Source organism: Azospirillum terrae, from assembly GCF_053470425.1.
The window spans coordinates 50,639-62,831 of record NZ_JBPXMR010000001.1; the positions used below are offsets into that span (position 1 = coordinate 50,639).

Genomic DNA, 12,193 nt, shown 5'->3' on the forward strand with positions numbered 1-12,193 from the left:
GATGCCCGTGTCAAGCACGGGCATGACGCTCAACAAATTCGCTACCAACAAATACGCCGCGTCGTGAGGCTCAGTCCGCCATGCCCTTGGCGGCGGAGATGGCGTCGCGGATGCTGACACCCTTGCGCAGGATGTTGTCCACCGCGCGGCCCTGCACCAGCTTGATGCCGGCCTTGTGGGCGTACACCAGACTCGACACCGTGTCGCAGCGGGCCAGGATGAACTTGCAGCGGTCCTGCTCGTTGATCCGCTCGAAGAAGTACTTCTGGAAATGCGGGTCCATCTCCAGCATGTCGTTGGACCAGAAGATCTTGGCGTAGTCGGCGTTCAGATATTCCAGGTCGAAGTTGGTCACCCAGAACGGATTCAGCCCGTCCACCGCCACTTGATAGCGGCGGTCCTGCGCGAATTCCACGACTTCCTGGAACAGCGACAGGTTCTCGATCAGATCGACCTTCGAGATCTCCAGCACGACCTGCCCGCGAAAATCCATGGGCAGACGTTCGTCGAACTTCACGAAGCCGGTGGAGATCACCGTCGACAGGTTGATGTTGATGCCGATGCGCCGGCCGCGCATGAAGCTCAGGCCGTGGTTCAGCGCGCGCAGCACCGATTGGTCGAGGTTGGCGGTGAAGTAGTTGAACAGCCACTTGTTGGCCGTCAGATCGTACTCCGGGCACAGCCGCTCCTGGAGCAGCTTGATCGAGATGTACAGCTCGAAGTACGCCATCTCGTCCTCGGCCGCCGGGTCGAGGTTGGCGATGGCCTGATTGAAGAGGAACGGCGACAGGTCGAACATCTGCATCGAGCGTTCGAGCTTGCCCAGCTCTTCCAGCGTGATCGGCGGCTTGGTCTCGGTGACGGCGGCGCCGGACTCACCGGCCGCCAGCTCTTCCACGAACCGGATGACGTTGATGAAGTTCAACGCCAGTTCCATGATCGAATAGAGCGAATATTCCTTGTACGGGTTCGCCCCGGTCAGCGTCGTCTTCGACAGGAAGATCTGCTCGACCTTCTGGCAGACGTCGGTGACGCCGGTCAGCTTCAGGCCCTTGTAGAGAACGATGACGTCGCCGTTGGAGATGTTGAACGACTGGAGGTACGAGGCCTTCGCCCCCAACTCCTGGATGATCGTGCGGACGACCATCTGCGCCGAGGGATCCTTGTCCTTCAGCAGCGACAGGTGCATGTGGATGAGCCGCATGCCCTGCAATTCGCTCTTGGCCGAGCGCAGCAGGTTCAGCAGCTTGTCATTGTCGAAAACCGGGCCTTTTTCCTGGGACGCGGCAACCGCCTGTTGCTTCTCCGAGGTGGAGAGCCGGACCCGGTCTCTGCCCACCGGTGGCCTGCCGCGAAAACTGCTCATCCAGAAATCCCCCAGCCCGCCTTCTCGTTTACTCTGGTCCGGCAGGTTGCCGCAATGTTTGACGCGGTGGCCCGACCTTCGGACCGACTCCGCGTGCATATCTTAACCGTATGTATGTTTAAGAATGGATTAAGCTGTGGTTAATATGGAAATTGCGGATCAAATTTTCTGAATTTCAACTTTGAAAGAATCGGCGCCGCCTGAAAAACTGATGGGAGTGCGCCGTTCCTGATTTCAGTCTTCGACCACCTCGGTTGGCACGATGCGCACCCGGCGGTCGAGGATCGCCAGCGCGATGCGGCCATGCTTGAGCGCCAGTGCGTCGTTGCCGAACAGCTCGCGCCGCCAGCCGTGCAGCGCCGGTACCTCGGCCTCGTCGTCGGCGGCGATGGCCTCCAGGTCGGCGGCGGAGGCCACCAGTTTGCTGGCCACGTGGTTCTCGTCGCACTTCATCTTGAGCAGCACGCGCAGCAGCTCGACGATGGGGGCGGTGCCGGCGGGCAGCTCCTCGCGCGGCTCGAGGCGCGGCAGCTCGGACTCCGGCACGTCGAGGCCGCGCTGCACGGCGGCCATCACGTCGGCACCCTGGCGCCCCTCGGCGAAGCCGCGGCCCATGCCGCGGGTGCGGGCGAGGTCGTCGATGGTGGCCGGCGCGTGGGAGGCGATCTCCAGCATGGCCTCGTCGCGCAGCACGCGCGAGCGGGGCAGATCGCGGCGCTGCGCCTCGCGCTCGCGCCACGCGGCCAGCTCCTTCAGGATGGCCATGAAACGCGGCTTGTTGGTGCGCACCTTCAGGCGCATCCAGGCGTTCTCGGGGTCGCCCTGGTAGGTGGCGGGGTCGGTCAGCACCGCCATCTCCTCCTCGAGCCAGTGCTCGCGCCCGGTCTTGTGCAGGCGCTTGCGCAGCTTCTCAAAGGCGGGGCGGAGGTGGGTGACGTCGGACAGCGCGTAATGCAGCTGACGGTCGGTCAGCGGCCGCTGCGACCAATCGGTGAACCGGCTGGACTTGTCGATGCGCGCGCCGGCCAGCTTGGTGACCAGCGTCTCATAGCCGACGCTGTCGCCGAATCCGCAGACCATGGCGGCCACCTGCGTGTCGAACAGCGGGTGCGGGATTTTGCCGGTCAGCTGGAAGAAGATCTCCACGTCCTGGCGGGCGGCGTGGAACACCTTCAGCACCTTCGGGTCGTTCAGCACCTCGATCAGCGCCGTAAGGTCGATGCCCTCGGCCAGCGGATCGATGGCGGCGGCCGACGTCGGGCCGGCGACCTGAACCAAGCAGAGCTGCGGATAGTAGGTTTTCTCGCGCAGGAACTCGGTGTCGACGGTGATGTATTCGGCGCCTGCGAGGTCGCGGCAGAACGCCTCGAGGTCGGGGGTGGTGGTGATGAGCGTCATGGTCGCGTTACATACACGAGCCATGGGCGCGGGGGAAGGGCGGGCGATGCCCTGACCGCTACCGGCTACCGGTCATCCGCATCGGCGTCGGCGAGCGCTGTCCGGGCGAGGGAGCTGGTCCGGCGCAAGCGGGGTGTCGTGCGTCCCATCGCGCAAGTATTGGTTGCGTCAACTTTGAAATTCATCATTATAATCTTTGTGTTTCTTATTCCAGTACATCGGATGGCTTCCGATATTTTTTTCCGGTCTGCAGTAGTTTGGTGCGTTCGATCCAGATGCTGCTGATTTGTATTTATTTTCGAGGCCATGGAAGGTGGTGATTTGCTTGTTCCAGGCTTTGTTGATTTCCGGTGTCTGCGTGTGGCCGATCCTGTTGAAATGTTCCGAAGCCCCTTCGTCATGGCCGAAAACCACGCTCGAATGGCCGAGCGACGGAATCGTGTCCGGGTTTCTGCTGTTGGGGGAGAACGTCTGAAATCGCCGGCTGGGCGAAAGAAGCCAAGATTTCCTATCCCTTGTGGAGGGCTGGGGAGACATTGCTCCTCTCTCAAGCAAATCAAGCCCAGTCTGCGAATCGTGCGTTGGATTCACATAGCCGAAAACAATACGTTTGGATCGCCCGCGCGGATAGGCGTCCCGGTAGCGCTTCATGGCTGCGGCAATTACTTCCTTCGATAATTTGCCATACTTTCCGCTGTTGTAATACCAATCGAGAAGGCTGTAAAATTCGTGGTCGTAGTCGTTTTTTCCAAAAATATAATTACCGACGTCTTTCCCGTCGATTGTGACTTCGATGTCCATCCGTTGGATGACGGCGGCAACGGGGCGCACGGTGGGAGGCGGGGGTATCGTTGGGCTTGGCGGTGGCATGTAATGCTGCGTTACCGGCCCGGAGGCCTTCAACTGGGCGGTTCGCCGACTTGCCGCGTCTGGATGGGGGGCATGCACCTGGGGGCTGGCGGGACTCGCGTCGGGCTTGCCCTTGGGCCAATAGACGGGAGGCGGCGGCATTGATTTCATTGCAAAAATCCCAACACAATCGGCTCGACTATCCAATAGCGGAAAATATATCGCTTTTTGCGCCCATTCGAAAGGCGGAGCACGCCGAACGCGGATGATGAGCGCCGGTCGCGGACAGTTCTGTGTGGAAAACAGGGGGGTGCTGGACGGAGCCGGCAATGGCGCTCTTGCCGCCCTTGACATTCAAGCGCTCCCGGTGTGCTCTGGCGGCCATTTCCCGCGCCCGCGCCCGGCCGCGATTCCCAAAGCCCCGATTCCAAGGCAGCTCGACCCATGCACCCCTATCGCACCCACACCTGCGGCCAGCTTCGTGAAGAGGACGCTGGCACCACCGTCCGCCTGTCGGGCTGGATCAACCGCAAGCGCGACCACGGGCAGCTCCTGTTCATCGACCTGCGCGACCATTACGGCATCACGCAGTGCGTGATCGACAACTCGAAGGCGGACTTCGTCACCGCCGACCGGCTGCGGCTCGAGTCCGTCGTCACCATCACCGGCAAGGTGATCAAGCGCACGCCCGAAACCATCAACGACAAGATGGCGACCGGCCGCATCGAGGTGCAGATCGGTGAGCTGACGGTCCAGTCCGAGGCCGAACCGCTGCCGATGCCGGTCAACCAGGAGGCCGACACCGGCGAAGAGGTGCGCCTGCGCTACCGCTTCCTCGACCTGCGGCGTGAGCGCATTCACGAGAACATCCTGATGCGCGCCCGCGTCATCGCCTCGGCGCGCCGCCGCATGATCGAGCAGGGCTTCACCGAGTTCCAGACGCCGATCCTCACCGCCTCCTCGCCCGAGGGTGCGCGCGACTATCTGGTGCCCAGCCGCAACCACCCCGGCAAGTTCTACGCGCTGCCCCAGGCGCCGCAGCAGTTCAAGCAGTTGCTGATGGTCGCCGGCTTCGACCGTTACTTCCAGATCGCGCCGTGCTTCCGCGACGAGGACGCGCGCGCCGACCGTTCGCCGGGTGAGTTCTACCAGCTCGATTTCGAGATGAGCTACGTCACCCAGGACGACGTGTTCGCCGCCATCGAGCCGGTGCTGCACGGCCTCTTCGACGAGTTCGGCGGCTTCCGCCGCGAGACGAAGCCGGCGGTCGACTCCTACCCGTTCCGCCGCATCGCATTCGACGAGGCGATGCTGAAGTACGGCTCCGACAAGCCGGACCTGCGCAACCCGCTGGTCATCACCGACGTGACGTCGGTGTTCAAGCGCGACGACGTGGAATTCCGCGCCTTCCGCCAGACCATCGACAAGGGCGGCGTGGTGCGCGCCATCCGCGCGCCGAAGGTCTCCGACCGGCCGCGCAGCTTCTTCGACAAGCTGAACGACTGGGCCAAGGAGCAGGGTGCGCCGGGCCTCGGCTACATCGTTTTCGAGGCGGCGGGCGGCAAGGGTCCGATCGCCAAGTTCGTGCCGGAGGCCGCCCAGGCCGAACTGCGCACGCTGGTGGGCCTGGAAGACGGCGACGCCGTGTTCTTCGTCTGCGACCAGCCGGCCGGCGCCGCCAAGCTGGCCGGTCAGGCCCGCACCAAGCTGGGCCAGGAACTTGATCTCATCGAGAAGAACGCGTTCCGCTTCTGCTGGATCGTTGATTTCCCGATGTTCGAGTACGACGAGGAGGCCAAGCAGGTCATCTTCTCGCACAACCCCTTCTCGATGCCGCAGGGCGGCCTGAAGGCGTTGCAGGAGATGAACCCGCTCGACATCAAGGCCTACCAGTACGACATCGTCTGCAACGGCGTGGAGCTGTCATCGGGCGCCATCCGCAACCATCTGCCGGAGGTGATGTACAAGGCCTTCGAGATCGCCGGCTACCCGGCGTCGGAGCTGGAGGCGCGGTTCGGCGGCATGCTGAGCGCGTTCAAGATGGGCGCCCCGCCGCACGGCGGTTCGGCTCCGGGCATCGACCGCATCGTCATGCTGCTGGCCGACGAGCCGAACATCCGCGAGGTCATCGCCTTCCCGCTGAACCAGCGCGCCGAGGATCTGCTGATGCAGGCCCCGGCCGAGGTGGATCAGACGCGCTTGCGCGAGCTGCACCTGAAGCTGGACCTGCCGAAGCCGAAGATCGCCGCGCCAAAGGAGTGATGGTTTCCGGCTAATGAAAAAGCCCCGCTCATTGTGGCGGGGCTTTTTTTATGTGCAGGCGTTGGGGGAGAGCTCGTGACCTGGGGAACAACAGGGTTCACACGGATTGCACGGATTTGAACACGGATTGCACGGATTTTTTTGTTCGTGCGCAGCAACGGCCTTCGGGGCGGCTCGACACGCTGCAAGCATTAAAAAAATCCGTGTAATCCGTGCCGAAATCCCCAAAATCCGTGTAAATTCTTGCCTCCGCGCACAGAGCGTCAACGCCCCGCGTACCTCACGCCGCCGCGGCCGGCGCCTGTTCGATCATGCGGTAGAAGCTGCCGTCGGCGAGGATCAGGCAGCTCAGCGTCTTCATGTCGCCCTCGTCCTCGGTGCTGACGACGCGGGCGTGCGGAATTCCGAAGAGGGTCAGCGTGTCCTTGACCCGCCAGGAGCGCCCGTTCGCCGCTCCGATGGCCTGGTAGACCTGGCCGACCAGGACGTGATGCTTCTTGCGCATGCGCAAACCCTTTTCATGCAGGGGCGGCGGCGGCCGCACCTGACGGCCACTCTACCGTGATTGTTTCAAAATTAAGTAAACAGCTGCGCACCCGAAGGTGCACGCGGCGAATGCACTCACTCAGCAGCCGGACTTCGGCAGGGCCTGGAGCGTCTCAAGGATCGCCTTGATGGTGAAGTCGCCGTAGTCGATCTGCATCGACTCCGCGATGCCGTTCTGCATGAGCCTGAGGCTCATCTCGTATTCCGGCTGGGCGTTGTCGCTTTGCAGCGGGAAGAAGGCCATGCGCACCGGCCAGCCCTTCTTGTCCTTCAGCAGGCCGTCGCCGATGTCGTTCTGCACGCCGCTCGGTTGGCCGATGATGGTGTTGACCTCGGTCGTGCCCTCGGCGTCGGCGCCGTCGAACACCACGGAATTGAAGATGTGCTCGCCCGCCCTGGCGTGCTGAAGGATGCCCAGCGTGTGCGAGGTGGGGAACATGGTGCCGGCGGGCAGCGCCATGTCCTGCGCCTCGGGCTTGGTGAAGTGGGCGTTGCCGGCGGCACCGGCCTTGGGCAGCGTGGATTCGCCGCGGATGTCCTCGTCGGTGTCGCCGTTGACCTGTTTGCGAACGTTGAAGCGGTAGCGCAGGCCGTCCTTCGCCTCCCAGGTCGTATAGTTGGTGTTCATGTTCATCTCTTCGCCTTCGGAATAGACGAAGCGGAGCTGGAAGCGCTGCTCGGTGGTCCAGCCATCGCAGGCATCGGCCCATTCGAACATCATGCGGCCGCGCACGTCGCTCACCTTCGAGCTGTTGCGCGCCGAGCTGAGCGACATCTTGTAGATGGCGCGGTGCGGCTGAATGTCGGCGATGGCGCCGGCGTCCACCGCCCACGCGTCCGCGGAGGCCATCACGAGAAGGGAGCCGAACACCGCACCGGCGGCGAGGCGGGCGGCGGGGCGGGCGGCGGTTCGGCGGTTCGGCAAGGTGGCGTCCACGGTGTTTGGGGGCCTGACACTTGATAGTATGGGTGTTGTGGCGCGGATCGGAAGGGCCGCCAAGCCCTTTTCAACAATCGGGGAGGGGATACCCATGCGTTCGTCGCAAGCTGTGTCAAAGCCGTCGCTGTTGCTCACCCGGAAGCTGCCCGACGCGGTGGAGGCGCGCGCCTTGCGCGACTACCGCGCGACGCTCAACCCCGACGACACGCCGCTGTCGGGGTTGGAGCTTGCGGCGCGGGCCACGGAGGTCGGCGCGGACGGCATTCTGTGCAGCGCCGGTGACCGGCTGGACGCCGCGGCCATCGCCGCTTTGCCGGACAGCGTGCGAATCCTCGCCACCTTCTCGGTCGGCACCGACCACATCGACCTGAAGGCGGCAAAGGCCCGCGGCATCGCCGTCTCCAACACCCCGGACGTGCTGACCGACGCCACGGCCGATGTGGCGATGCTGCTGATGCTCGGGGCCGCGCGGCGCGCCTCGGAGGGCGAGCGGATGATCCGCGCCGGCACCTGGACCGGGTGGACGCCGACTCAGCTCATGGGCACGCATCTGGGCGGCAAGCGGCTGGCGATCCTCGGCATGGGGCGAATCGGGCGGGCGGTGGCGGTGCGCGCCCGCGCCTTCGGCATGACCATCCACTATTCCAACCGCAGCCGTCTGGCGCGGGAGCTGGAGCAGGGCGCCATTTTCCACGCCGAGCCCGAGGCGATGCTGGAGCACGCCGACGTGCTGTCCTTCCACTGCCCGGCAACGGCGGAGACCACGCACTGGCTGAACGCCGCCCGCATCGCGCGGCTGCCGCCGGGCGCCATCGTCGTCAACACCGCCCGCGGCGCCGTGGTGGACGATGGGGCGCTGATCGCGGCGCTGAAGGACGGCCGCGTCGCCGCCGCCGGACTGGACGTGTTCGAGAACGAGCCGAACCTCGATCCGGCCTATCGGGACCTGCCCAACACCTTCCTGCTGCCGCACCTGGGCAGCGCCACGGTGGAGACGCGCAACGCCATGGGGTTCCGCGCGCTGGGCAATCTGGACGATTTCTTCAGTGAGAGACAAATGCCGGACAAAGTTATCTAAAATGCGGCAGATTCTGCCGGGCAAACCGGGGCGGTGCGGTAGCTCCTGCCGGTGAAGGGCAGGGGCGACGGGTTTTGCCGGGGGCTTTTTTCAGGAAAATCAATGCGGTAACCGATGGCATGGCGGTTGCAAAGTTCGGGGCGAAGCGTTCCTCGCCTTTGATAAAGGAGCCGGTCCATGAACGCCACGGTCACCGCCTTTCCGCCCTCCGCCATTGCGCTCCGTCATGACCTGACCGGCGAGGCCGGCGTCTGGTTCCGCGCCCTGGCCGAAGACCCCGCTAGCCTCAAGGCTTTGCTGACGAAGCTGGCCGAAGCCGAGGAGGTCATCAACCAGCAGCAGGAGCGCATCGCTTATCTGGAAGGCCTGACCATGACGGACGAGCTGACCGGGCTGGTGAATCGCCGCGGCTTCAACCTGCATCTGAAGCGTGAATTGGCCGCGGCCCGGCGCCAGGGACAGGGCGGTGGGGTTCTGGTGATGATCGATCTGGACGGCTTCAAGGCCATCAACGACACGCACGGCCACGTGGCCGGGGACGCCTATCTGCGGCAGGTGGCGCGGCTCCTACAGTCGCACGTCCGCGAGCACGACGTGGTGGCGCGGCTGGGCGGCGACGAGTTCGCGCTGCTGCTGACCAACACCGACCCGGCGTCCGGCGCTGCTCGCGCTGCCGAACTCGCGGAACTGGCGAATCGCGAGCACGCCTCGTGGGAAGGGGTGGAACTGCCGATCCGCTTCTCGGTGGGCGTGCAGCCTTATGGCCCGGATGACCAGGAGGACGAGGTGATCCGCCGCGCCGACGTGAAGATGTACCGCAACAAGGGGCGCCGCACCCGCAAGGCGCCCGCCCGCAAGCTGCGCCCGAGCCGTCAGGTCCGCCGCGCCGCCTGAATGGCGCGGCCCCGGCTCACCGAAATCCCAGGCGCGCCAGCAACGCACTCCAGAACTGGTCCGACCGGTAGCGCTGCTGGTGCCAGGACAGGGCCTGATCGGCGATGCGCCGGCGGTAGTCGTCGTTCGCCCGCAGGAACTGCGCGAACATGACGAGCTGCGCCGTGTTGGCGAAGGGAACGTAATGCACGAACGGCAGGAAATAGTCGTTCAGGCCGCTTCCTGCCTCTTCCAGGAGGACGGTCCGGGACAGGATCGCCTCGAAACAGCGGCCGGTGACGATGCTCAGGCTGCGGCTGTCTTCCACCCGCCCGGTGTTGAACGTCATCTTTGCCCAGCGCAGGATGGCTGCGTATTCTTCTATGTTCGGGGCATCCTGGGCGAGCCGCGTGTGCAGGCGGGCGGTGATCGGAATCCCGTGCGCGTCGATCAGGGCGACGAGGTCGGCGCGGCTCCGGTGGTTGGTGCCGATGAGGACCATGTCGCCGTCCTTGTCCTCCTCCGTCGCCGCGAAGAGCTGTTCGTCGAATGGCACGCCGCACGCGTAGAAGGCTTTGTCCGCTTGGCGGCAGCGCATGGGGTAAGTGGTTTCCCGGTTGAACAGGACCATGGCGTCCGCGGCGCCGGCCCACGCCCCGTACAGGTTCGGCGTGGTGTCGTAGCAGTCCGCCAGGACGAACGCCACCCGGCAGCCGTGCTGCCGCCGCATCGCGTCGAGCCAGTCGGGACCAAGCGAACGCTCGGTTGGGAAATAGTTACCGTCGAACAGGATCATGTCCGGGCGGAAGTCCGCGAGGTCGCCCTCCAGAGCCCGGCGTGCCGCGTCGATCATGGTGTCGCTGTACGGGTACCGCTTCGGCGAATCGTAGAGGAGCGGGTCGGCTTCGAACACGCGCGTGATCAGGCCCGCCGCCGCGGCCGACCGGGTGAAATGGTGGAAAAGGTCGCTTTCCATGTTGTAAGGGTTGGCGGCGATGTGGCGCGCCATGATTAGGAAGACCCGCACTGGGCGATCGGGTCCGCCGCGCCTGTCGGATGCGCCGCCATAGATCCCGGCGAGCGGCGGCTCGGGAACGGCGCCGGAGTCGAAGTCCCGCTGATGGGCATCGAAGATCCAGCGGATCATCGCTTCGCGGCGCGGGTCCAGGGTGATTCCGGCGCGGCCCAAGATGGCGCAGGGATGCCCGATTTCCTGGCCGCGTCCGCTGTGCAGAACGATTGATTGCGCGGCGAGTGCCCGCAGCGCCGGGTCGTTCCGGTCGATTGCGCCGCGGACGGCATCGGGATCGACCTGGGTTGCCAAGTTCATCAGCGCGCGCGCCTCGGGCATGCGGCCGAGCGCGAGCATGCCGCGCGCCTGTTCCAGGCAGAAATCGACCATGGCCTGTGCCGCGGTCGAGGCGGTACCGTTGCTCATCGTGTCCCCATCTCCGTCGGGTCGGGCATGATGATCCAGCCAAGCGGGCGGCGCAACGCTCACCGCCGCCAGCGGTCGCCCGCTTCCGGCACGCTTCCCCGCCGGCGCGCCGCTGCCGAGGATGGTTGCATCACCGCGAAAGGCGTGGTGTGCGCCGGCTGCATCACCGGCACCTCGTTCCGCTTGAACGCGAAGATCAGCACCGCTCCGGCGACGAAGCCGCCGACGTGCGCCCAGAAGGCGACTCCGCCCTCGTCGGCGGTCGGCGTGGTGACGCCGCTGAGGATCTGCCCGGCGAACCAGAACCCCAGCACGATCAGTGCCGGCACGTTGATCAGCCGGACGAACACGATGATCCACATCAGCACCCGCACGTTGGCGCGGGGGTGCAGCACCAGATAGGCACCCAGCACCCCGGCGATGGCGCCGCTGGCCCCCAGCATGGGGATCTCCGAGGTCGGGTGGGGGATGCTCTGCGCCAGCGCCGCCGCCGTGCCGCACAGCAGGTAGAACAGCACGAAGCGGCCACGCCCCATGCTGTCCTCGACGTTGTTCCCGAATATCCAGAGGTACAGCATGTTGCCGGCCAGGTGCAGGAGACCGCCGTGCATGAACATGGAGGTCAGCACCGACGCCCAGGGCGGCACCACCTGCAAGGGCGCCGGCAGCTCGGCGTAACCGAACAGCACCGCCGGGACGACTCCGAACGAATAGACCGCCATTTCCTCGCCGCGGGGGCCGAGCGACACCTGCCAGCCGTAGGCCGCCACGCACAGCGCGATCAGCGCGATGGTCACGATTGGCGTCCGCCGCGTCGGGTTGTCGTCGTACAATGGAATGAAGAACATGGGGCGCCCCCTTCCGCCACGGCGATACGCGTCTGTGTAATGCGCCGGTAAGGTAACGACAATTTAACCGTCGCAGGGTATCTGAGAAGAAGGTACAGCACCTCATTGGCGATGCCGCCAACGGGGAACGTCGGTCGAGTGTCGGTTCGGCGTTGTGCCGAGCAGGGCTCCGGGGGAACAAGTCATGTCGGTACCGAACGGTCTCTCCGAGGCTGCGGAACAGGGCAAGTCGGCGAAGCGGGTCCTCATCGTCGAGGACAACGAGCTGAACATGAAGCTCTTCCACGACCTGCTGGAAGCCCACGGCTATGCCACGCTGCAAACGCGCGACGGCATGGAGGCGCTGAAGATGGCGCGCCTGCACCGGCCGGACCTCATCCTCATGGACATCCAGCTGCCCGAGGTGTCGGGCCTGGAAGTGACCAAGTGGATCAAGGAAGACGACGAGCTGAAATCCATTCCGATCATCGCCGTCACCGCCTTCGCCATGAAGGGCGACGAGGAAAAGATCCGCGAGGGCGGCTGCGAGGACTACATCGCCAAGCCGATCTCCGTGACCAAATTCCTCGAAGCGGTCCAGAAGTTCCTGAGCTGA

11 protein-coding genes are annotated in these 12,193 nt (G+C 64.8%); 4 read left to right on the plus strand and 7 right to left on the minus strand.

Annotation, left to right across the window (positions count from 1 at the left end):
• Positions 1–70: 70 nt before the first annotated feature.
• The 3 genes from ACSVDD_RS00245 to ACSVDD_RS00255 all read right to left on the minus strand — a co-directional run bounded on the left by ACSVDD_RS00245 (position 71) and on the right by ACSVDD_RS00255 (position 3,784).
• Positions 71–1,366, minus strand: coding sequence for an EAL domain-containing protein (locus tag ACSVDD_RS00245; protein ID WP_448187273.1), 1,296 nt, complete (start codon positions 1,364–1,366; stop codon positions 71–73).
• A 234-nt stretch (positions 1,367–1,600) separates the two neighbouring features.
• Positions 1,601–2,764 (minus strand): ribonuclease D, encoded by a 1,164-nt coding sequence (gene rnd, locus ACSVDD_RS00250; RefSeq protein WP_448187274.1) that lies wholly within the window; start codon positions 2,762–2,764, stop codon positions 1,601–1,603.
• A gap of 168 nt (positions 2,765–2,932) precedes the next feature.
• Complete coding sequence (locus tag ACSVDD_RS00255) at positions 2,933–3,784, minus strand: hypothetical protein (protein WP_448187275.1); 852 nt, start codon at positions 3,782–3,784, stop codon at positions 2,933–2,935.
• A gap of 273 nt (positions 3,785–4,057) precedes the next feature.
• Here ACSVDD_RS00255 and aspS point away from each other — a divergent pair, with 273 nt between their 5' ends.
• The gene (gene aspS, locus ACSVDD_RS00260) at positions 4,058–5,875 is read left to right on the plus strand and encodes an aspartate--tRNA ligase (protein ID WP_448187276.1); all 1,818 of its coding nucleotides are present in this window, start codon (positions 4,058–4,060) and stop codon (positions 5,873–5,875) included.
• A 280-nt stretch (positions 5,876–6,155) separates the two neighbouring features.
• On the opposite strand, the gene ACSVDD_RS00265 is transcribed toward aspS, so the two are convergent.
• Both ACSVDD_RS00265 and ACSVDD_RS00270 read right to left on the minus strand, forming a co-directional pair.
• Complete coding sequence (locus tag ACSVDD_RS00265) at positions 6,156–6,380, minus strand: hypothetical protein (protein WP_448187277.1); 225 nt, start codon at positions 6,378–6,380, stop codon at positions 6,156–6,158.
• Between the two features lie 120 nt (positions 6,381–6,500).
• Positions 6,501–7,346, minus strand: coding sequence for a cell envelope integrity EipB family protein (locus ACSVDD_RS00270; RefSeq protein ID WP_448187278.1), 846 nt, complete (start codon positions 7,344–7,346; stop codon positions 6,501–6,503).
• 106 nt (positions 7,347–7,452) lie between these two features.
• Between ACSVDD_RS00270 and ACSVDD_RS00275 the strand changes: the two genes are divergently transcribed.
• Both ACSVDD_RS00275 and ACSVDD_RS00280 read left to right on the plus strand, forming a co-directional pair.
• A complete protein-coding gene (locus ACSVDD_RS00275) occupies positions 7,453–8,439 on the plus strand; it encodes a 2-hydroxyacid dehydrogenase (RefSeq protein ID WP_448187279.1) in 987 nt (328 codons plus the stop codon).
• A gap of 177 nt (positions 8,440–8,616) precedes the next feature.
• Positions 8,617–9,333, plus strand: a complete 717-nt coding sequence (locus ACSVDD_RS00280) for a GGDEF domain-containing protein (RefSeq protein WP_448187280.1) — start codon at positions 8,617–8,619, stop codon at positions 9,331–9,333.
• A gap of 16 nt (positions 9,334–9,349) precedes the next feature.
• Here the strand turns inward: ACSVDD_RS00280 and ACSVDD_RS00285 are convergent, their stop codons facing one another.
• Complete coding sequence (locus ACSVDD_RS00285) at positions 9,350–10,750, minus strand: glycosyltransferase family protein (RefSeq protein WP_448187281.1); 1,401 nt, start codon at positions 10,748–10,750, stop codon at positions 9,350–9,352.
• 59 nt (positions 10,751–10,809) lie between these two features.
• Complete coding sequence (locus ACSVDD_RS00290; RefSeq protein ID WP_448187282.1) at positions 10,810–11,598, minus strand: rhomboid family intramembrane serine protease; 789 nt, start codon at positions 11,596–11,598, stop codon at positions 10,810–10,812.
• 184 nt (positions 11,599–11,782) lie between these two features.
• On the opposite strand from ACSVDD_RS00290, the gene ACSVDD_RS00295 reads away from it, so the two are divergent.
• Positions 11,783–12,193: a response regulator gene (locus tag ACSVDD_RS00295; protein ID WP_448187283.1), complete on the plus strand. Its 411-nt coding sequence runs from the start codon at positions 11,783–11,785 to the stop codon at positions 12,191–12,193.